This window comes from Brevundimonas sp. T2-11, from assembly GCF_055397675.1.
In genome coordinates, this window is the sequence record NZ_AP027920.1 from 2305246 (window position 1) to 2324692 (window position 19447).

The window sequence follows — 19447 nt, forward strand, 5'->3', positions numbered from 1 at the left end:
ATTCCCGCCGTTTAGCCTCGGCGGGTTTCTCTATTTACGCGCACTGACGGTCGGCATCGTCGAAGCGCAGAGACGGATCAGACCCATGAAAGCGGACACGCACCCCGACTACCACTTCATCACGGTTGTGAAGCCGGATGGCAGCACCTTCCAGACCCGTTCGACCTACGGCAAGGAAGGCGCCTCGCTGGCCCTCGACATCGATCCGTCGACTCACCCCGCCTGGACTGGCGGCAACGCCCAGATGCTGGACCGCGGTGGCCGCGTGTCGCGCTTCAACAACAAGTTCGGCGGCTTCATCAAGAAGTAAGCCTGACGGCCTGCGACATAGTCGCCACAGAAGCGCCGGTCCGATGGGCCGGCGCTTTTTGTTTGCCCGGAACGTCGATAACATGCGGGCGTTCGATCCTTCGGGGCGCAGACGACGGGTCTGGCGCCGGACCGGACTTGAAGAGCTGTAGAATGAACCGACGGGAATTGGGCTTTGGCGTCGCAACAACGACCCTGACCCTTGGCGCGGCCTCGTCCGCACTGGCGCAGACCCGACCGGTCGACCCCCAGATATTCATCGCCGGATTCGACGCCCAGGCCGGCCGTCTACCGGAGGCGGTTCAGGCCGACGTCCGCGCCGTCTATCAACTGACCGGCGGCAAGCCGATCTGGACCGCCGACCGCCTGCGCGTGCTCCAGGAAGTCGCCGCCGGGGCCGAGCGCCACGCCCTGCCCGCCGGGGACTTCTTCGACTTCGTCGGCCTGGCCGCCGATCCCGGCTCGGCTGAGATCCGCACCACCGCCGCCGCCGTGACCTACGCCCGCGTCCTGGCCGAGGGCCGCGTCCGTCCCGAGACGGTCGAGGACCTGTGGGAGATGCAGAAGAACAGCGTGGACATCCCGCGCGGCCTGACCCAGGCGGTCAGCGCCAATCAGCTGAGCCAGTGGTTCGACAACCTGGCCCCCACCGACATCGGCTACACCAACCTGTCAGCCGGTTACGCCCGCTATCGCCGCATCACGCGCGCCGGCGGCTGGCCCGCCTTCCGTCAGGGCGGCACCATCGAACCGGGGACCAGCGACAACCGTATCCCAGCCCTGGTCGCGCGCCTGGTGGCCGAAGGCGACCTGAGCGCATCGGCAGGCGAGCGCCTGAAGGGCAATCTGGCCTATGGCCCCGAGCTGCAGCAGGCGGTTCGCAGCTTCCAGACCCGTCACGGCCTGGGTTCGGACGGCCGCATCGGCCCCGGGACCCAGCGCTCGCTCGGCGCCACAGCCGAGGACCGCGCCCGTCAGATCGCCCTGAACCTCGAGCGTCGCCGCTGGCTGAAGCGCGAGCTGAATCCCGAACGGATCGAGGTCAACACCGCCGCCGCCATCATGGTCTACTGGAAGGACGGCAAGCCGGTTCACTCCAACCGCGTCGTGGTCGGCTCGGCCGAGAACCAGACCCCGAGCCTGGAAAAACCCTTCGCCTCGGTCGTGGCCAACCCGCCCTGGACCGTGCCCATGGGGATCGCCCGTCGCGAAATCCTGCCCAAGGGTCCCGGCTACCTGGCCGCCCATGACATGTACATCAACGCCGACGGCTGGGTGGTGCAGCGCGCTGGACCGCAGTCGTCGCTGGGCTATGTGAAGTTCGAGCTGCGCGACAGCTACGCCATCTTCCTGCACGACACCCCGTCCAAGGGCGCCTTCAACCTGTCGGTGCGCCAGCGCAGCCACGGCTGCGTCCGGGTCCAGAACGCGGTCGAGTTCGCCCGCCTTCTGCTGCAACCCGACCCGACCAAGCTGGCCCAGTTCGATACGGCCCAGGACAATCGCCAGACCACGCGCGTCACAACGGGCCGCGAGATCGCCGTGCGCCTGCTCTACTGGACCGCCTTCGTCGATGGTCAGGGTCGGGTCGCCTTCCGCGAAGACGTCTATCAACGCGACGCCAAGCTGGCTCAGGCCCTGGGCATAGCCGTCAACCTGCCCCGCGTCATCGCCGACGGCCCCAGCGACGCCAACGACGTCGGACCGTAACCCCGGGCTTCTGGATTTTTCAGGTCATTCGGGGGTTCAGCCCCCGAAGGCCGCCTGCAGTCGATCCAGCTGGCTCTGGACCGGATTGACGGGCTGATCTTCCGGGCCGTCCAGATACATGCGGCGGTCCAGGTGCAAAACCCGATCATAGAGCTTCTCGGCCCGAACCGCGTATTCGATCAGGGCGATGGGCAGTTCACGATGGCTGGGCTCGCTTTCGACCTTGCGGTCGCCCAGGCGATAGCGGGGCTCGCAGGCGGCGTCGGCGCTCATGTCGTCCTCGCGCACGGCGCGCTGGACCAGCAGCCACGAAGCGATCTGCATCAGCCGCGTCGTCAGCTTCATGCTTTCGCCTGCATAGGCCAGAGCCGCCGCACGCGACAGCAGACGCGAATCCTGACGCCCGTCGCCGTCCAGATAGGCCGCGGTCTCCTCGACCAGGTCCATGCCTTCCCTGAAGGTGCGGTCGAACAATTCGGAGCGCGCGAAATCCAGCACTTCCGCGCTGCGCGAACGCAATCCGACCATGTCAGCGTCGATGGCGGTCAACTCGATTCTACCCATGAATGGTCACGCGCGTCCGTCAAACTCGCGGGTCAGGACGACTCCGCACGGACCGGAACTGCAATCGTCATGCCACGGATTACGAAAAGACGGGAGAGGCTGATCAGCGGAAATTGAACAGGGCATCGGCCGCGCTGCGCTTAGACGACTTGCCGTCGATGGCGGCCTTGGAGCGCGCGATCTCGGCTTCCAGGGCGGCGATGCGCTCGTGCAGTTCGTCCACGGCGTAGAGGTCCAGGTCTTCCCGTCCCAGCGCCTTCAGCGCCTCGCCGGCCTGGGGCCGCGGCTCAAGATCTTCGAACGACATCATCGCCTCCGTGGTCAGCGACCGCACGACCCCCTATGAAAACGCCCCATAGACAAGGATTGCAAGCGGCGGAGACATCATGCGGGTCATCGAGATCAAGGGCGGCCACGGTCCAGCCGAAGCGCTGACCCCGGCCGAGCGTCCCGAGCAGACGCCCGGACCGGGCCAAATCCGTATTCGCGTGCAGGCCGCCGGGGTCAATCGTCCCGATATCGTTCAACGAGAAGGTCGCTATCCGCCGCCGCCCGGCGCATCGGACCTGCTTGGCCTGGAGGTCGCGGGCGAGATCGACGCCATGGGCGACGACGTGACCCGATGGGCGCTCGGCGATCGGGTCTGCGCCCTGCTGGGCGGCGGAGGCTATGCGGAGTACGTCGTCGTCGACGCCCGCCACGCCCTGCCTGTCCCCGATGGTCTTGATTTCATACAGGCCGCCGCCCTGCCCGAAACCGCCTTCACCGTCTTCGCCAATGTCTTCGAGGGCGGGGGCCTGAAGGCGGGCGAGACCCTGCTGATCCACGGCGCCACCAGCGGCATCGGCGTCATGGCCATCCAGATGGCCAAGGCCGCCGGCGCCCGCGTCATCGCCACCTCGCGCGGCGCGGCCAAGACCCAGGCCGCCCTCGCCCTGGGCGCCGACGTCAGTCTGGACGCCACGGCCGACGATCTGCTGGCCGCCATCAAGGCCGAGGGCGGGGCCGATGTGGTGCTGGACATGGTCGGCGCCGCCTACGCCGACCTGAATCTGAACGCGTTGAAGCCCGGCGGCCGCTGGGTGATCATCGCCACCCTGACCGGCGCCCTGGCGCAGATCGACCTGATGCGGATCATGCTGAAGCGCGTGATCCTGACCGGCTCGACCCTGCGTAGCCGCCCTGCCGATGAAAAGGCGCGCCTGGCCGCCGCCGTCGAGCAGACCGTCTGGCCCTGGGTCGCCTCGGGCCAGGTTCGGGCCAAGGTCGAGGCGACCTTCCCTCTGGAAGAGGCCGCCGCCGCGCACCAGCACCTTGAAGCCGGCAGCCACGTCGGCAAGATCGTCCTGACGCTTTAGAAGCCGTAAGGAAGAACGGGAGGCCGAAGCCTCCCGTTCAGCGCCTCACCAGCCGCCGCGGCGCGCCGGACGCAACGACGAGACCCGGTCGTTCAGGCCGATCTGACGCAGGTCACGCAGATCGCCGTTGATCACCTGGCAGTTGCCGCGGAAGTTGGCGTGTTCGCAAACCTCCCAGCTGCCGCGGCCCAGACGGACCGAGCTGATCGCGTCGTTCATGCCGCTGTTGCGCAGATCCGTGACTTCCCGACGGAAGCTCATCGACGGGCCGCGATACTCGGAGTCGCGATAGACGGTGATGCCGCTGTTATTGCCCCAGCCGCCGCCGTTGCCTCCGCCCCAGCCGCCGCCATTGCCGCCTCCCGGGCGTCCATTGTCTTCATAGTCGCCGCGATAACGACCGCACACCAGCAGGCCGTTGTCGTTGCCGATATCGCTGCTCGAACAGCGCGCCAGCTCGATCGACGTCTCTCGCATCTGGCCGCGGCGGTCCCGGCAATCGGCGTAGAGCCGACCCTGGTTCACATAGGACCCGTTGCAGGACTGGGCATAGCTGCCGCGCGGCGCGCCGCGGGTCTGAACCTGAGCCTCGGCCGAACTGGACGGCACGGTGACGGCGCCGCCAAAGGCCATGACTGCGCTGGCGGCGATAATCGCGAACTGTCTCATGAGAGCTGTCCTTCCCTGAATCGCTCGGCGCACCAACGCGCCACAAGCGAGACTGTTCAACATTCTCCATGAACCTTTGCTGTACGCCGCATTCGGACGGCGTTTTCTTTTGTCGAGAAAGCGCCTATACAGAAGACCTCAGCGCCCGGCCGAAAGGTCGGGCGCCGTCGATTCAAACGCCCGAATTTCGGGCCGCAAACGCCGGGACGCACGCCCCATGACCGACATCCTGATGCCCAAGGCCACCGCGGTCTGGCTGGTGGACAACACCTCGCTCTCCTTCGAGCAGATCGCCGACTTCTGCGGCCTGCACCCGCTGGAAGTGCGCGGCATCGCCGACGGCGACGTGGCCCGCGACATCCGCGGCGCCGACCCCATCGTCAATGGTCAGCTGACGCGCGAGGAACTGGAAAAGGCCCAGGCCAACCCTGACTATCGCATGAAGGCCGTGGTCAGCCGCCACGCCGAACTGCTGAAGCCCAGCAAGAGCGGTCCCAAGTACACGCCGGTCTCGCGCCGTCAGGACCGTCCGGACGCCATCGCCTGGTTCGTGCGCAACCACCCGGAAGTGACCGACGCCCAGATCGCCAAGCTGCTGGGCACCACCAAGTCCACCATCGAGACCGTGCGCAACCGCACCCACTGGAACTCGGCCAACATCAAGCCCGTCGATCCGGTGACCCTGGGTCTGGTCGGTCAACTGCAGCTGGACGAGATCGTCAAGAAGGCCGCCGACAAGAAGGCCAAGGAAGACGCCAAGAACGGCGGCGGCGTGCTGCAGGCCATCGAGGCCGAGCCGGAAGAGCCCGAGTTCGTCCCGGAAGAGCGCGTGCGCCCCGGCGCCGAGCCGACCGCCGAGTCGGTTTTCGGCCGCAACGACGATTGATCGTTTCGACCTGAATATGGAAACGGCCCCGAAGAGCGATCTTCGGGGCCGTTTTGTTTTCGGAGACGGGTCCTAGTGGGACCTGGCCTCCAGACTAGTGATTTCTTCCTTCAGCCTGAGCTTTCTCTGCTTGAGTTCCCTGAGGTGTGTCGGGTCCGCGGTGGGCCGGCGGGTCTCCTGCTGGATGGTCTCATCCAGCGTCCTGTGCCGATTTCCCAGTTCGCGAATACGAGCCTCGATCGTCATGGCTTGCGCCTCCATGTCTTAGGGACCACTACACTGAGCGCCCGGAACGACGGCCTGTGGAATCACATTGCGGTGACCCCGAGTCGTTCCGAACACGGAGACTGTGGAAGTCAAAATGGCCGATGATGTGAACTCGACCATACGGAACCCGAAGCCTTCGCGGTTGATCGTTGGAATCTCTGGCGCTTCCGGCGTCGTCCATGGCGCGCGTGTGCTGGACGCCCTGCGCGAACTGGGCGTCGAGAGTCATCTTGTGGTCACCAAGGCCGCCCTGCTCACATTGTCGCAGGAGACGGACCTGAGCCCCGACGACCTGATGTCGAAGGCGGACGTGACCTACAGACTGGCCGACGTCGGCGCCGCCATCGCCTCGGGCTCGTTCCGCACCATGGGCATGATCGTCGCGCCCTGCTCGGTGCGGACCATGAGCGAGATCGCCACCGGCGTGACCTCGACCCTGCTGACCCGCGCCGCCGACGTGGTGCTGAAGGAGCGCCGCCCGCTGGTGCTGATGGTGCGCGAGACGCCGCTGCATCTGGGCCACCTGCGCACCATGACATCGCTGGCCGAGATGGGCGCGACCATCGCCCCGCCCCTGCCCGCCTTCTACGCCAAACCCGCCAGCGTCGCCGAAATGGTGGACCAGTCGGTCGGCCGGGCCCTGGACCTGTTCGGTCTGGACTGGTCGGCCGTGCGCCGCTGGGAAGGCCTGAATACATGAGCGACCTGTGGACCTGGGCCGTCGCGGCCTATGACGCCCCCGGCGTGGCCGAGGCCTGCCTGAGCCTGCAGGAACACAACGAACAGAACGTCCCCCTGCTGCTCTGGGCCGCCTGGGTCGCCGTCACCGGCCGCCGTCCGGACGAGGAGACGATCGAGGCCGCCTGCGACGCCGCCCGCGCCTATGACACCGTCGTTGTCGCCCCCTTGCGCGCCGTGCGCCGCACGCTGAAGGCGCCCATTCCCGACGTTGACCATGGCCACCGCGAGGCCCTGCGCCAGCAGGTCAAGGCGCTGGAGCTGGACGCCGAGCGCCGCCTGATGCTGGAGCTTGAAGCCCTGGCCCCATCCCCGTCGGGCGCCCCGCGCCGCGCCATCGACGGCCTGGCCGAGACCGCGAAGCTGTGGGCCCGCGTCGTGCCGCGTCCGGCGCTGACAACCCTGGCGGATCGCCTTCCCGCCTGACCGCCGGTCGGTTATAAGACAGGGCTTCCGGGGCGAGCCATGAACGACGACCAACCTTTCCTGTCCGATGAGGACAAGCAGCTTCGCGATCAGTTGAAGGCGCTCCTGCAGGAGCACGCCGACCTCGACGCCTCGATCGAGGCGCTCGGCCACATGCCGATCCCCGATCAGTTGCGTATCGCCCGCCTGAAACGCAAGAAACTGGCCCTTCGCGACGAGATCGTGAAGATCGAAGACCGCATCCTGCCCGACATCATCGCCTAGGCAGGCGAAGGCTCAGCGCGCCTTCTTCCGCAACCACATGGCGGCGTCGGCTTCGGACAGCCAGACCTCGGGATCGGTCTGCCCCGCATAGGCGCGAACGCCGAACGAACCGCCCAGGGCCACCGTCTTCCCCTCCCAGACGAAGCCTTCGGTTTCCATGGCCGTCGCCAGACGCCTGGCCTTTTCGCGCCCCTCGTCCGCGCCGGCGTTCATCAGCAGCAGGGCGAACTCGTCGCCGCCCAGACGCCCGACCGCATCGGACTCGCGCACATTGGCCAGCAGCAGTTCCGCCACGGCCATCAGGGCGGCGTCGCCCGCCGCATGGCCCAGACCGTCGTTGACGCCCTTGAAGCCGTCCATGTCCAGATAGAGCAACGCCGCCTCGACCTCATGGCGGCGGCAATAGGCCATGCTGCGGCTCAGCACGCTCATGAAGCCCCGCCGGTTCAGCGCTCGCGTCAGAACGTCGTGATCCGCCAGGGCCTCGGCCGTCTCGGCGCGGGCGGTCAGGGCGGCGACTTCGGCGCGCAGCCGTTCGATCTCGGCGTGCAGATCGGTCTCTGCAGTCGGTTCGGCCACGTCGGTCAAGTCAGGCTCCGGCGTCGCGAATCCCGGGCGACTCAGGCCCTCGCGACGGCGATGATTCTAACGACCTTGGTTGCGGGCGCAACGCGCGTGCTGTAACGGGCCGCTTTCCGTGTGGGGAGCCTTCGCATGACCGCCTCGACGCCACCCGTCGCCATCATCATGGGCAGCCGGTCCGACTGGCCGACCATGAAGCTGGCCGCCGAACGCCTGGATCAGTTGGGCGTCGCCTGGCAAGCCAAGGTCGTCAGCGCCCACCGCACGCCCCAGCGCCTCTATGATTTCGCGACCAATGCAAAGGCGGCAGGCCACAAGGTCATCATCGCGGGCGCCGGCGGCGCAGCCCACCTGCCCGGCATGGCCGCCTCGATGACCGACCTGCCCGTCCTGGGCGTGCCGGTCCAGTCCAAGGCCCTGAAGGGCATGGATAGCCTGCTCTCCATCGTCCAGATGCCCGGCGGCGTGCCGGTCGCCACCCTGGCCATCGGCGAGGCGGGCGCCGCCAACGCCGGCATCCTGGCGGCGCAGATCCTGGCCCTGTCGGACCCCGCCCTGGCCGAGCGCCTCAGCGCCTTCCGCGCCGCCCAGACCGCTTCCGTCGCCGAAACCGTCGAGGACTGACTTGCCCCAGCTGCCCCTGAGCCCCGGATCGACCCTCGGCATTCTCGGCGGGGGCCAGTTGGGCCGGATGCTGAGCCAGGCCGCCTCGCGCCTGGGTTTCGACGTGGTGATCCTCGACCCCCAGCCGGACTGCCCGGCGGCCCGCGTCTCGCGCGCCCAGATCACCGCCCCCTATAATGACCCCGACGCCCTGCAGGCTCTGGGTCGGCTGTGCGACGTCGTCACCTTCGAGTTCGAAAACGTCCCCGCCGCCTCGGTCGAGACCCTGGCCGAGGCCGGCGCCCTGGTCGCGCCGGGACCGACGGCGCTGGCGGTGGCTCAGGACCGGGTGGACGAGAAGACCTATCTGAACGCCGTCGGCGCCGTGACCGCTGACTTCGCCGCCGTCACCACCCAGGACGACCTGATCCAGGCCATCGACAAGCTGGGCCTGCCCGCCGTGCTGAAGACCCGTCGCGAAGGCTATGACGGCAAGGGCCAGGTCTGGATCCGCGACGCCGCCGACGCCGAAGCCGCCTTCGACGCTATCGGCCGCCGCCCCGCCGTTCTGGAAGCCGCCGCCGCCTTCCAGCGCGAACTGTCGGTGATCGCCGCGCGCGGCCATGACGGCGTCGTCGCCGTCTATCCCCTGGGCGAGAACATCCACGCCAACGGCGTGCTGAAGACCACCCTGGCCCCCGCCGCCGTCGATGCGAAGACGCAAGCCCGCGCCGTGGAGATCGCCTCGGCGGTCCTAGACGGCCTCGATTACGTCGGGGTCATGGGCATCGAGCTGTTCGACATGGGGGACGGGGTCCTGCTGGTGAACGAGGTCGCCCCGCGCGTCCACAACACCGGCCACTGGACCCAGGACGGCTGCGTCTGCGACCAGTTCGAACAGCACATCCGCGCCATCGTCGGCTGGCCCTTGGGCCCGACCGACGCCCACGCCCGCATCGAGATGACCAATCTGCTGGGCGACGAGGTCGATCAGTGGCGCGCCCTCGCCGCCGAACCGAACGCCCGCCTGCACCTCTACGGCAAGCACGAGGCCCGCGCCGGTCGCAAGATGGCCCACGTGAACCGCATCCTCTGACCCCTCTCCCGTCGGGAGAGGGAGTCTAGGCTTCCTTCGCCCCATACCTCAGCCGGCCCAGGGCGTCCGTGACGGCCTTGACCGGCGCGTCGAAATCCTTGCCCGCCTTCCACTTCTCGAAGGCCATGACGTTCTCGATGCGGCGGGCGACGAAGGCTTCGGCGGCCTCGCGCCCCTCGAACCAACGCATGGTCAGGGCGGGGATCAGGATGCCGCCCAGGATGGCGCGCTTGGAATAGTGGTTCTGGTCCGTCGCCGTGTCGCCCGCCCAGCGCCACAGATGGTCGGCGCTTTCCCAGGCCAGCTTGAAACCCAGGTCGACATTGGTCGGCAGGGTCAGGAAACCGGCGCAGCGCTTGGCCGCCTCGATGTCCTGCGCCCCCGCCTCCATCCGCGCCGAGACGGCGGCGGCGATTCGCTCGCGAATCTTCATCGTGGCCGCGGGCGTGGCCTCCAGCGCCTGCAGAGCCCGCGAATCGTGACGGCGCGACAGCAGGACCGCCAGGTCGCGCGCCCCGTTCGGCAGCAGAAGTTCCTCATCCCCCAGCGACAGCCCGTTCGCCTCGCAGGCCGCGCGCGCCAGGCGACTGTTCCAGCCCAGGTCGGGCGCGCGTTCTATGGCGGCGTCCAGCACGGCCTGCTCCATGCGGGAGGCCCAGTCTGTCTTGGGAGCGGCGTCGGCGGTCTCGGTCATATCCCCAGAATAGTCCGCTCCGGCGGGCATTTCGAGCCATCACGATTGGCTGTGACGATCTGGACAGGCCCCCCTGTGTCGTGTATCAGCGCGCCTTCATCCGAAAGCCCTGTCTTTCGGGAGAGATTTTATTTTGTCTGCCCGTCTCCCTTGGAAAGGACGCGGCGGGCGGCCAAAGGAGAGATAACCCTGGTTCAGATTTTCGTCCGCGACAACAATGTCGATCAGGCGCTGAAAGCCCTGAAGAAGAAGATGCAACGCGAAGGCAGCTTCCGTGAAATGAAGCGCCACGTGCACTTCGAGAAGCCCTCGGAAAAGCGCGCTCGTCAGAAGGCTGAAGCCGTTCGCCGCGCTCGCAAGCTGGCCCGCAAGCGCGCCCAGCGCGAAGGCCTGCTGCCGGCTCCGAAGCCGCGCTCGCCGCGCTGATCGGATTCAGCCCAGGCTGACAAGATCAAGGCCCGCCCGGGAAACCGGAGCGGGCCTTTTCTTTGGCTGGTGATCTGACGGCGGCCTAGAAAACGCCGACCGCTGCGTCAGCCCAGACAAGCAGAACGCCAAGCAGCAAACCCGCGCCGACCGCCAGGCGCCACATCAGGCTCCGCGTCGCCCTGGCGGCCAGTTCGAACAGAAGCCCCGCCCCGACCAGCAATAGGCCCGCAAAGGCGAAATCCGCGCTGTCCCAGACCACTTCCGCCGTGAACTGCATGGCGACCAACGGGAGCAGCAGAAGCGCCGCGATCAGCCCCCAGAGGCCGACACGCCAGAGCCGACCGATACGGCCGACGTCCATCCTCGCCAGACTGGTCATCGTTCCGCTCCACGCATGAAAGACCGCCTCAGTATGACTGGGTTTCGGCGGTTCGCACGTGAAGAAACCGGGAGTTCCGGCGGCGCAGCCCTTAGGCCCGCACCGCCCGGCTGGCGTCGACGCCCAGGGCGGTCAGGGCGGTCGCTGCGATGTGGTCGGCGTCTAGGCCGGCCTGGGCGTACATGACCTCGGGCTTGTCCTGGTCCTGGAAGACGTCGGGCAGGTTGAGGGTGCGAATCTTGAGGCCGCTGTCCAGCGCGCCCTTCTCGGCCAGCAGCTGCAGCACGAAGGCGCCGAAGCCGCCCATGGCGCCCTCTTCCACCGTGACCAGGCACTCATGCTCGCGCGCCAGGCGCAGGATCATGTCGGCGTCCAGCGGCTTGGCGAAGCGGGCGTCGGCGACGGTGGTCGAGACGCCGCGCGCGGCCAGCAGGTCGGCGGCTTTCAGCGATTCCTGCAGACGGGTGCCGAGCGACAGGATGGCGACCGAGGTGCCTTCGCGGACGATGCGGCCCTTGCCGATCTCCAGCGGGACGGCCAGTTCAGGAATCTCGACACCCACGCCGTCGCCGCGCGGATAACGGAAGGCGCTGGGACGGTCGTCGATGGCCAGCGAGGTCGAGATCATGGCGGCCAGTTCCGCCTCGTCCGAGGCGGCCATCAGCACCATGCCGGGCAGAGCCCCCATGAAGCCGATGTCGAAGCTGCCCGCATGGGTCGCCCCGTCGGCGCCCACGAGCCCTGCGCGGTCCATGGCGAAGCGCACAGGCAAGGACTGGATGGCCACATCGTGGACGACCTGGTCATAGCCGCGCTGCAGGAAGGTGGAATAGATGGCGCAGACCGGCTTGATGCCGTCCGCGGCCAGACCCGCGGCGAAGGTGACGGCGTGCTGCTCGGCGATGCCGACGTCGAAGGTCCGGTCGGGGAAGGCCTGACCGAACAGGTCCAGCCCCGTGCCCGACGGCATGGCGGCGGTGATGGCGACGATGCCGGGATCATTACGGGCGTGCTTGATCAGCTCGGTCCCGAAGACCTTGGTGTAGCTGGGGGCGTTGGAGACGGCCTTGGCCTGCTTGCCCGAGACCACGTCGAACTTGACCACGCCATGATACTTGTCGGCGCTGTTCTCGGCGGGGGCGTAGCCCTTGCCCTTCTGCGTGACGACGTGGACCAGGACCGGACGGTCGGTGATGGCGGCGGCGTTCTTCAGGATCGGGACCAAGTTCTCCATGTCGTGACCGTCGATCGGCCCGATGTAGTAGAAGCCCAGTTCCTCAAAGAAGGTGCCGCCGACGATCATGCCGCGAGCGTATTCCTCGGCCTTGCGTGCGGCGTCGCGGAAGGGGCGCGGCATGTGGTCGACGAACTTCTTCCCGACCTTGCGGATGTTCTGATAGGCGCCGCCCGAGACCTGTTTGGCCAGATAGGCGCTCATGCCGCCGACAGGCGGAGCGATCGACATGTCGTTGTCGTTCAGGATGACCATCAACTGGCCGTGGGTGGCCTCGGCGGCGTTGTTCATCGCCTCATAGGCCATGCCCGCCGACATGGAGCCGTCGCCGATGACGGCCACGACGCGGTTCTTCTCGCCCTTGGCGTCACGAGCGGCGGCGAAGCCCAGCGCGGCGCTGATCGAGGTCGAGGCGTGGGCCGCGCCGAAGGGGTCGTATTCGCTCTCGGAGCGCTTGGTGAAGCCCGACAGGCCGCCGCCCTGACGCAGGGTGCGGATACGGTCGCGCCGCCCCGTCAGGATCTTGTGAGGATAGCACTGGTGGCCGACGTCCCAGATCAGGATGTCTTTCGGCGTCTCGAAGACATGGTGCAGGGCCACGGTCAGCTCGACCACGCCCAGCGCCGATCCCAGATGGCCGCCGGTGACGGAGACCGCGTCGATGGTCTCGGCCCGCACCTCGTCCGCCAGCTGCTTCAGCTGGGGAACGTCGAAGCCCCGCGTATCGGCGGGAAACTTGACGGTGTCGAGAAGCGGGGTGTGGGGCATGGGTGTCGGAGGCCTTTGACGCGGGACGTCATATTCTAACCCGCGGGAGGCGGGCGCGTTTCCTATCAGGACCGGCGTTTAAGCACAAAGTCCACGCTGGCCTTGAGGATTTCGGCCTCATGACCGAACAGGTCAAGGTGCGAACGGGCCTGATCGGCCAGGTGCGCGACCCTCTGTCGCGCCGCTTCGACGCCCAGCAGGGTGACGAAATTGGTCTTGCCAAGCGCAGCGTCCTTGCCGCCAGCGGCCTTGCCCATCTCTTCGGCCGAACCTTCCGCGTCCAGAACATCATCGATGATCTGATAGGCCAGACCCACGTCATGGGCGAAGCTGGTCAGGGCGTGCCAGGCGGCGTCATCGGCGCGCGAGATGATCAGCGGGATTTCGAAGGCGTAGGCGAACAGGGCGCCGGTCTTCAGGCGCTGCATACGGGCGACGCCGCCGAGGTCGTCGCGAACGCCCAGCAGATCGATCATCTGACCGCCGGCCATGCCGCGCGCGCCGGACGCAAACGACAGGCGACGGGCCAGCTCGCAGCGCACGGCGGCGTCGTCGTGGGTGTCTTCGTCCAGGATGATGTCGAAGGCGGCGGTCTGAAGCGCGTCGCCGGCGAGGATGGCGGTCGCCTCGTCATAGGCGATGTGCAGGGTCGGACGGCCGCGGCGCACGTCGTCGTCGTCCATCGCCGGCAGGTCGTCATGCACCAGGGAATAGGCGTGGACGCATTCCAGAGCGCAGGCGGCGCGCAGGACGGCGCACTCCTCGACCTCCAGCATCCGGCCAGCCTCGATGGCGAAGAAGGGGCGCAGGCGCTTGCCGGGGCCCAGCGCGGCGTAGCGCATGGCCTCGGTCAGACGCGACTCTGGCCCGTCGGCGCGGGGCAACAGTTCATCGAGCGCCACGGTGACCAGATCGGCGATCTCGGCCACCCGGTCGATGACGGCCTGTTCCGGGGAGTTGGCGGCGAGCACGGTCAAAACAGCCTCCCGCCCAGCGGCAGGTCGCGGTCGACGCCGACCAGAACGACCTCCCCGTCTGCATCGGGGAAGCCCAGGGTCAGGACCTCGGACTTCACCGGGCCGATCTGGCGCGGCGGGAAGTTGACCACGGCGGCGACCTTGCGACCGTGCAGTTCGTCGAGGGTGTAGTGATGGGTGATCTGGGCCGAGGACTTCTTCACGCCGATGGCGGGGCCGAAGTCGATAGTCAGCTTGTAGGCGGGCTTGCGCGCCTCCGGAAATGGCTCGGCTTTGACGATCTGGCCGACGCGAACGTCGACCTTCATGAAGTCGTCGAAGCTGATCAGAGGCGCGATGGAGGCGTCGGACATCAGCCGAACTCGGCGGATTCGACGCCCTTGGCCTGGCCGTCGGCGCCGACGACGATCTTCTCGACCCGCAGCTGGGCGGCCTTCAGCCGGGCCTCGCAGTGGGCCTTCAGGCGCGCGCCTTCTTCGTACAGGGCGATGGATTCTTCCAGCGGGGCCTGGCCGGACTCCAGTCGCGAGACGATGCCCTCCAGACGCGACAGGGCGTCCTCGAAGCTGAGATCGGCGGAAACGGCGGGGGAAGCGGAGGCGTCGGTCATGATGCGGGCAACCTAGAGACGCCCGCGCGGCGCATCAACGACGAAAGGGCCGCACCCGCCACCCTTTCGGGTTCAACGCTTCTCGTAGCGACGCTGGGACCAGTATTTGAAGCCCTGGTTGTGGGCCAGACGCCAGCCGTGGGCCTTCAGCTTCTGGCCGACCATATGGTTGAAGTAGCCGTGGGCCAGAACCAGGACGTCATGGCCTTCCGAGGCGCGGGCGATCAGGACGCGGGCGGCCTGGTCGGCGCGGACCTCGGCCTCGGCGCGGGTTTCCTGGCCTTCGTGGTGGTTGAAGACGTGCCACCAGAAGCGCGAGATCACGCCCCAGTAACGCGGCGACAGCTTGATCCACGACGGGAAATGCGGCGGCGGCAGAGGCGCCTCGATGAACAGGGCGTCGACCAGGACCTCGCGATCGCGGGCCACGGCGCGGGCCGTTTCCTGAGCGCGCGGACGAGTGGAGGCGTAGATGGCCCCCGCCCCCTCGGCGGCGCTCAGCAGGGCCTGGGGCGGCGTCTGGCCTGCGCGCAGCCCGCCGACCTCGTAGCGTCCCCACCAGTCGCGATAATCGTCCGAGGTGATCAGACATTTGCGCGACAGGGCCGGTTCGCCGTGACGGGCCAGGATGATGGCGCCGAAGGCCGGCGTCGCCTGGACGGCGCGGGGCGCCTCAGAAGGCGTCGATGCGGCGGATTCGGTGTGAGTCATGAGAGCGGGAGACGTCATAGCACGGGGAGCGGCCTGTGAAATCAAGGCTTTGGCGTCCCTCAATCCCCCCGATTGCGGTTGACGGGGCCAGCGTTCGCCAGCCCCTTGGAAGATGGTGGTAGCTCCCGCCGCGCGCCCCTGCAACCACCAAGCGATGACAGGCTCGCGAGCAGCCCCTGCGGCCTCGACCGCGGCCTTCGGCGGCGCTATGGCCGAAGCCATGACCGAAGCCCTGATCCGCCCCGCCCGCCCCGACGACGCCGCCGCCCTGGCCGCGCTGGGCCGACAGACCTTTGTGGACACTTTCGTCGAGGGTTTCGGCATTCCCTATCCCGCCGCCGACCTCGCCGCCTTCCTCGACAAGAGCTTCAGCGTCGAAACCATTTCGACGAAGCTGGCCGAGCCCGGCGCCGCCTGGTGGGTGGCCGACCGCGACGGCGAGATCCTGGGCTTCGCCAACACCGGCCCCAACACCCTGCCCCATCCCGACTCGCGGCCCAGCCACGCCGAACTGCGCCGCCTCTACATCAGCCGCGACGCCCAGGGCTTGGGCCTCGGCACCAAGTTGCTGAAGCTGGCCCTGGAATGGATGGAGGCCCACACTGACGGCCCCCTGTGGGTCGGCGTCTGGAGCGGCAACGAGAAGGCCCAGAAACTCTACGCCGCCTATGGCTTCGAGAAGGCCGGCGAGTACGACTACCCCGTCGGCGCCTGGAACGACCACGAGTTCATCTTGCGGCGGGGATAGACCAATGATCGGCGAAATGCTGTCCTGACTGACAGATCATGTCTCCGGGGAGTTCGTCGTGAAAATTGGGCCGATTGCAGCAACACTAGCCGTTGTGTGCTCAGGGATGCCGTCGTGGGCGTCGGCGCAAGATGCCGCCAATCCTCCGGCCACGCCCGAGGAGATCACAACGGCCAGCGCCTATGCGGATCAGCTCATCACCAAGGGCGGCGCCACGAAGTATTTTGAGAACATCACCAAGGACGCCTCGCCGACCGTCGCCACAAGGCGAGCGGCCTGACCTGTTCGTTTTCCGACGAGCGGTACGACGCCATCCGTATCCTCCCCAGCGCCTCCTCGGGCATCCCCGAAGGTGAGGATGTAAGTTGCAACACGCGGCTTATGGACACCGACATCAGCCTTTATGCGACGCGCTATCCGCAGCGTCCCAGCCCGGAAGAAGTTATGCAGAGCGCCGTAGCCGCGATTGGTCAGCGCTGGCCGGATGCAAAAGCACGCCGCGACGAGTTGATCTCGGTCAGCGTCAATGATGGACCCACTCCGCTTGTCACAGGCTACGATATTCAAGTGAACGGCCAGGCGATGGCCACCTTCACCTTCGTCGCGCACCAGGATGACTGGAGCTTCAAGGGGCGAGCCACCGGGCCTGCCGGAGATACCCCCGTCAATCTGCTGGCCGCCATCACGTTTACGACCAGCCTTCCCGGCAACCGCAAAGACTGATCTGCTGGCCGTTTGCATTGGCGGCAGCACACATCAGGATTAAAGATCGCCCATGCTCCTGCCCTTCTTCACCGCCCTGCGCGAAGCCCGTGTGCCGGTTTCGCTGAAGGAATGGCTCCATCTGATGGAGGCCATGGACAAAGACGTGGCGGGTCGGGACGTCGAGGGCTTCTACCATCTGTCGCGGGCGGTGCTGGTCAAGGACGAGAAGCACTATGACCGCTTCGATCAGGTCTTCGCCAAGGTGTTCAAGGGGCTGGAGACGGTGGGTGCGGGCGATGACCTGACCACCGACATTCCCGAGGACTGGCTGCGGTTGCTGACCGAGAAATTCCTGACCGACGAGGAAAAGGCCCAGATCGAGGCGCTCGGCGGCTTCGACAAGCTGATGGAGACGCTGAAGCAGCGTCTGGAGGAGCAGAGGGGCCGGCACGAGGGCGGCAACCGCTGGATCGGCACCGGCGGAACCAGCCCCTTTGGTCACGGCGGTTATAACCCCGAGGGCGTGCGTATCGGCGGGCCGGGGAAGCATGGCCGCGCGGTCAAGGTCTGGGAAAAGCGCGAATACAGGAACCTGGACGACACGGTCGAGCTGGGCACCCGCAACATCAAGGTCGCCCTGCGCCGCCTGCGCCGCTTCGCGCGTGAGGGCGCGGCCGAGGAGCTGGATCTGGACGGCACCATCGACGGCACGGCGCGTCAGGGCTGGCTGGACATCCAGATGCGGCCCGAGCGGCGCAACACCATCAAGGTCCTGCTGTTCCTCGACATCGGCGGCTCGATGGATGGCCATATCCGGCTGTGCGAGGAGCTGTTCTCGGCGGCCAGGACCGAGTTCAAGAACCTGGAGTTCTTCTACTTCCACAACTGCCTCTATGAGGGCGTATGGAAGGACAACCGGCGGCGGCACAACGAGAAGATCCCGACCTGGGACGTGCTGAACAAATACCCCGGCGACTGGCGGGCCATCTTTGTCGGCGACGCCACCATGAGCCCCTATGAGATCACCATGCCGGGTGGCTCGGTCGAGCACTGGAACGAAGAGGCCGGCGCCGTCTGGCTGAAACGCGCGCGTCAGCAGTGGGACAAGTCGGTCTGGCTGAACCCCGTGACCGAGCGCTACTGGAGCTATACCCAGTCGGTCAGCTTGGTCCGCGAGGTCATGGACCAGCGCATGTTCCCTCTGACGCTGGACGGGCTGGACAAGGCCATGCGCGCGCTGACGCGCTAGGCGAGCCTTACGGAAAGGTAATCCGGCCGGGCGCATCCGCGGGTGCGGTTCGTCGCCTCTTGCCCCCATCGCGTGACGGTCACGCCTGGGGGATTTGTAGTGTCAAAGACGGTTGTTTTCATGGGGCGCGTCGCCGCGCTTGGGCTGGCGGCGTTGAGCCTGTCGGTCGTTCCGGCCCTGTCGCAGGACGTGGACCGGATGGATCAGGTGATCCGCGCCTCGGCCGATCAGGACGCCTTTTCAGGGTCGGTTCTGGTGGCGCGGAACGGCGAGGTGCTGCTGGACAGGGGCTATGGCCTGGCCAATCGCGAGTGGGGCATCGCCAACGCAGGCGACACCCGCTTCCGTCTGGCCTCGGTCAGCAAGCAGTTCACCGCGGCGGCCGTCATGATCCTGAAAGAGCGCGGCCTGGTCGACCTCGACGCCCCGGTGAAGACCTGGCTGCCCGACGCGCCTGCCGCCTGGGACGGGGTGACGGCGCGCCGCCTGCTGAACCATACGGCCGGGACGCCGGACTTCACCCGCTTCGAAGACTATGAGGCGCTGAAGACGCAGGCCACGACGGTTGAGGCCCTGGTCGCGCGCTTCCGCGACCGACCGCTCGACTTCCAGCCGGGCGAAAGGTTCGCCTATTCCAACTCAGGCTACATCCTGCTGACCGCCCTGATCGAAAAGGCCAGCGGCCAGACCTATGCGGACTTTGTCAGAGAGAACCTGTTCCAGCCTCTTGGCATGAGCGACAGCGGCTACGACGACCACGCCGTCGTCCTGCCCCGTCGGGCTTCGGGCTATGTGCCGACCGATGACGGCGTGGAAAACGCCGACTATGTGGACATGAGCGTGCCGCAGGGCGCGGGCGGGCTCTATTCGACCACGCGCGACCTGCTGAAATGGGAGTTGGGCCTGTTTGGCGGCCGGGTGCTTCAGTCGTCTTCGCTCACCGAACTGATCACGCCGGGCCGGGGCGATTACGCCCTGGGTCTGGAGGTGAAGACCGACGGCGCGGACACGATCGTCAGCCACTCGGGCGGGATCGAGGGTTTCAACACCTACCTGGCCCATGACCTGAGCAAGGGCATGACGGTGGTGGTCCTGGGCAATCTGAACGGCGCCGCGCCCGAGAAGCTGGGCGGCGAACTGATGACCCTGGCGCGCGGCGGGACGGTGACCCTGCAAGGCGAACGGCAGGCGGTCGCCCTGGCGCCTGAAACGCTGCGAACCTATGAGGGGGTCTATGAGCTGGCGCCCAACTTCGCCCTGACGTTGAGCCTCGTGAATGGAACACTGACGGCCCAGGCCACGGGGCAGAAGCCGCTGGAGCTGTCCGCCGAGGCGACGGACGCCTTCTTCCTCAGCGCCATGGACGCCCAGATCGTCTTCACCCGCGATACGACGGGGGCGATCACCGGACTGGTCCTGCATCAGGGCGGTCGCGAGATGCCGGCCAAGAAACGCCCTTAGACGTGAAAAG

The 19447-nt window shown here is 67.2% G+C and carries 27 protein-coding genes; 15 read left to right on the forward strand and 12 right to left on the reverse strand.

All coding sequences use genetic code 11. The features are described 5' to 3' along the window. Window positions 1-85 precede the first annotated feature (85 nt). Both rpmE and ACZ5XO_RS11225 read left to right on the forward strand, forming a co-directional pair. The gene (gene rpmE, locus ACZ5XO_RS11220) at window positions 86-310 is read left to right on the forward strand and encodes a 50S ribosomal protein L31 (RefSeq protein ID WP_105562861.1); all 225 of its coding nucleotides are present in this window, start codon (window positions 86-88) and stop codon (window positions 308-310) included. A 152-nt stretch (window positions 311-462) separates the two neighbouring features. Beyond that, window positions 463-2019: a L,D-transpeptidase family protein gene (locus ACZ5XO_RS11225; RefSeq protein ID WP_464162431.1), complete on the forward strand. Its 1557-nt coding sequence runs from the start codon at window positions 463-465 to the stop codon at window positions 2017-2019. A 36-nt stretch (window positions 2020-2055) separates the two neighbouring features. On the opposite strand, the gene rcdA is transcribed toward ACZ5XO_RS11225, so the two are convergent. Continuing rightward, a complete protein-coding gene (gene rcdA, locus ACZ5XO_RS11230) occupies window positions 2056-2583 on the reverse strand; it encodes a protease adaptor protein RcdA (protein WP_464162432.1) in 528 nt (175 codons plus the stop codon). A 103-nt stretch (window positions 2584-2686) separates the two neighbouring features. Next, window positions 2687-2890 carry a DUF1192 domain-containing protein gene (locus ACZ5XO_RS11235; protein ID WP_464162433.1) on the reverse strand — a complete coding sequence of 68 codons (204 nt, stop codon included), beginning with the start codon at window positions 2888-2890 and terminating at the stop codon, window positions 2687-2689. 79 nt (window positions 2891-2969) lie between these two features. Here ACZ5XO_RS11235 and ACZ5XO_RS11240 point away from each other — a divergent pair, with 79 nt between their 5' ends. Further along, window positions 2970-3941, forward strand: coding sequence for an NAD(P)H-quinone oxidoreductase (locus ACZ5XO_RS11240; protein ID WP_464162434.1), 972 nt, complete (start codon window positions 2970-2972; stop codon window positions 3939-3941). Between the two features lie 45 nt (window positions 3942-3986). Here ACZ5XO_RS11240 and ACZ5XO_RS11245 read toward each other — a convergent pair whose 3' ends face one another. Then, on the reverse strand, window positions 3987-4610 hold the full coding sequence (locus ACZ5XO_RS11245; protein WP_464162435.1) for a beta/gamma crystallin-related protein: 624 nt from the start codon (window positions 4608-4610) through the stop codon (window positions 3987-3989). Between the two features lie 217 nt (window positions 4611-4827). On the opposite strand from ACZ5XO_RS11245, the gene ACZ5XO_RS11250 reads away from it, so the two are divergent. Then, window positions 4828-5496: a DUF1013 domain-containing protein gene (locus ACZ5XO_RS11250; protein ID WP_464162436.1), complete on the forward strand. Its 669-nt coding sequence runs from the start codon at window positions 4828-4830 to the stop codon at window positions 5494-5496. A 72-nt stretch (window positions 5497-5568) separates the two neighbouring features. Here ACZ5XO_RS11250 and ACZ5XO_RS11255 read toward each other — a convergent pair whose 3' ends face one another. Continuing rightward, window positions 5569-5742 carry a YdcH family protein gene (locus tag ACZ5XO_RS11255; protein ID WP_464162437.1) on the reverse strand — a complete coding sequence of 58 codons (174 nt, stop codon included), beginning with the start codon at window positions 5740-5742 and terminating at the stop codon, window positions 5569-5571. 115 nt (window positions 5743-5857) lie between these two features. On the opposite strand from ACZ5XO_RS11255, the gene ACZ5XO_RS11260 reads away from it, so the two are divergent. Genes ACZ5XO_RS11260 through ACZ5XO_RS11270 form a run of 3 tightly spaced genes read left to right on the forward strand, consistent with a single transcriptional unit; the run spans window position 5858 to window position 7191 of the window. Then, window positions 5858-6463, forward strand: a complete 606-nt coding sequence (locus tag ACZ5XO_RS11260) for a UbiX family flavin prenyltransferase (protein ID WP_464162438.1) — start codon at window positions 5858-5860, stop codon at window positions 6461-6463. Beyond that, complete coding sequence (locus tag ACZ5XO_RS11265) at window positions 6460-6927, forward strand: TIGR02444 family protein (protein WP_464162439.1); 468 nt, start codon at window positions 6460-6462, stop codon at window positions 6925-6927. The genes ACZ5XO_RS11260 and ACZ5XO_RS11265 overlap by 4 nt, the downstream gene beginning before the upstream one ends. A gap of 39 nt (window positions 6928-6966) precedes the next feature. Further along, the gene (locus ACZ5XO_RS11270; protein ID WP_464162440.1) at window positions 6967-7191 is read left to right on the forward strand and encodes a YdcH family protein; all 225 of its coding nucleotides are present in this window, start codon (window positions 6967-6969) and stop codon (window positions 7189-7191) included. Window positions 7192-7203: 12 nt separating this feature from the next. Here the strand turns inward: ACZ5XO_RS11270 and ACZ5XO_RS11275 are convergent, their stop codons facing one another. Further along, window positions 7204-7770: a GGDEF domain-containing protein gene (locus ACZ5XO_RS11275; protein WP_464164910.1), complete on the reverse strand. Its 567-nt coding sequence runs from the start codon at window positions 7768-7770 to the stop codon at window positions 7204-7206. Window positions 7771-7905: 135 nt separating this feature from the next. Here ACZ5XO_RS11275 and purE point away from each other — a divergent pair, with 135 nt between their 5' ends. Together purE and ACZ5XO_RS11285 are read left to right on the forward strand one after the other, a co-directional pair. Next, window positions 7906-8397, forward strand: a complete 492-nt coding sequence (purE, locus tag ACZ5XO_RS11280) for a 5-(carboxyamino)imidazole ribonucleotide mutase (RefSeq protein WP_464162441.1) — start codon at window positions 7906-7908, stop codon at window positions 8395-8397. A gap of 1 nt (window position 8398) precedes the next feature. Then, window positions 8399-9472, forward strand: coding sequence for a 5-(carboxyamino)imidazole ribonucleotide synthase (locus ACZ5XO_RS11285; protein WP_464162442.1), 1074 nt, complete (start codon window positions 8399-8401; stop codon window positions 9470-9472). A 25-nt stretch (window positions 9473-9497) separates the two neighbouring features. Here ACZ5XO_RS11285 and ACZ5XO_RS11290 read toward each other — a convergent pair whose 3' ends face one another. Continuing rightward, window positions 9498-10166, reverse strand: coding sequence for a COQ9 family protein (locus ACZ5XO_RS11290; RefSeq protein ID WP_464162443.1), 669 nt, complete (start codon window positions 10164-10166; stop codon window positions 9498-9500). Window positions 10167-10355: 189 nt separating this feature from the next. On the opposite strand from ACZ5XO_RS11290, the gene rpsU reads away from it, so the two are divergent. After that, entirely contained in the window at window positions 10356-10592 is a 237-nt protein-coding gene (gene rpsU / locus ACZ5XO_RS11295) for a 30S ribosomal protein S21 (RefSeq protein WP_207827596.1), read from the forward strand. An 85-nt stretch (window positions 10593-10677) separates the two neighbouring features. On the opposite strand, the gene ACZ5XO_RS11300 is transcribed toward rpsU, so the two are convergent. From ACZ5XO_RS11300 to ACZ5XO_RS11325, 6 genes are all read right to left on the reverse strand, one after another. Next, window positions 10678-10974 carry a hypothetical protein gene (locus tag ACZ5XO_RS11300; protein ID WP_464162444.1) on the reverse strand — a complete coding sequence of 99 codons (297 nt, stop codon included), beginning with the start codon at window positions 10972-10974 and terminating at the stop codon, window positions 10678-10680. A gap of 91 nt (window positions 10975-11065) precedes the next feature. After that, the gene (dxs, locus tag ACZ5XO_RS11305) at window positions 11066-12976 is read right to left on the reverse strand and encodes a 1-deoxy-D-xylulose-5-phosphate synthase (protein ID WP_464162445.1); all 1911 of its coding nucleotides are present in this window, start codon (window positions 12974-12976) and stop codon (window positions 11066-11068) included. A gap of 65 nt (window positions 12977-13041) precedes the next feature. Beyond that, a complete protein-coding gene (locus tag ACZ5XO_RS11310; protein ID WP_464164913.1) occupies window positions 13042-13914 on the reverse strand; it encodes a polyprenyl synthetase family protein in 873 nt (290 codons plus the stop codon). A gap of 35 nt (window positions 13915-13949) precedes the next feature. Further along, window positions 13950-14306, reverse strand: coding sequence for a tRNA-binding protein (locus ACZ5XO_RS11315; protein WP_464162446.1), 357 nt, complete (start codon window positions 14304-14306; stop codon window positions 13950-13952). After that, window positions 14306-14563, reverse strand: a complete 258-nt coding sequence (locus ACZ5XO_RS11320) for an exodeoxyribonuclease VII small subunit (protein WP_464162447.1) — start codon at window positions 14561-14563, stop codon at window positions 14306-14308. Before ACZ5XO_RS11320 ends, ACZ5XO_RS11315 begins: the two co-directional genes overlap by 1 nt. Before the next feature lie 72 nt (window positions 14564-14635). After that, the gene (locus ACZ5XO_RS11325) at window positions 14636-15274 is read right to left on the reverse strand and encodes a histidine phosphatase family protein (RefSeq protein WP_464162448.1); all 639 of its coding nucleotides are present in this window, start codon (window positions 15272-15274) and stop codon (window positions 14636-14638) included. A 220-nt stretch (window positions 15275-15494) separates the two neighbouring features. On the opposite strand from ACZ5XO_RS11325, the gene ACZ5XO_RS11330 reads away from it, so the two are divergent. The 5 genes from ACZ5XO_RS11330 to ACZ5XO_RS11350 all read left to right on the forward strand — a co-directional run bounded on the left by ACZ5XO_RS11330 (window position 15495) and on the right by ACZ5XO_RS11350 (window position 19437). Then, the gene (locus tag ACZ5XO_RS11330) at window positions 15495-16022 is read left to right on the forward strand and encodes an N-acetyltransferase family protein (protein ID WP_464162449.1); all 528 of its coding nucleotides are present in this window, start codon (window positions 15495-15497) and stop codon (window positions 16020-16022) included. Window positions 16023-16128: 106 nt separating this feature from the next. Continuing rightward, the gene (locus ACZ5XO_RS11335; protein WP_464162450.1) at window positions 16129-16302 is read left to right on the forward strand and encodes a hypothetical protein; all 174 of its coding nucleotides are present in this window, start codon (window positions 16129-16131) and stop codon (window positions 16300-16302) included. A gap of 101 nt (window positions 16303-16403) precedes the next feature. Continuing rightward, window positions 16404-16745, forward strand: coding sequence for a hypothetical protein (locus tag ACZ5XO_RS11340; RefSeq protein ID WP_464162451.1), 342 nt, complete (start codon window positions 16404-16406; stop codon window positions 16743-16745). A gap of 52 nt (window positions 16746-16797) precedes the next feature. Then, window positions 16798-17976, forward strand: coding sequence for a vWA domain-containing protein (locus ACZ5XO_RS11345; RefSeq protein WP_464162452.1), 1179 nt, complete (start codon window positions 16798-16800; stop codon window positions 17974-17976). Window positions 17977-18096: 120 nt separating this feature from the next. Then, window positions 18097-19437 carry a serine hydrolase gene (locus ACZ5XO_RS11350; protein ID WP_464162453.1) on the forward strand — a complete coding sequence of 447 codons (1341 nt, stop codon included), beginning with the start codon at window positions 18097-18099 and terminating at the stop codon, window positions 19435-19437. Window positions 19438-19447 lie beyond the last annotated feature (10 nt).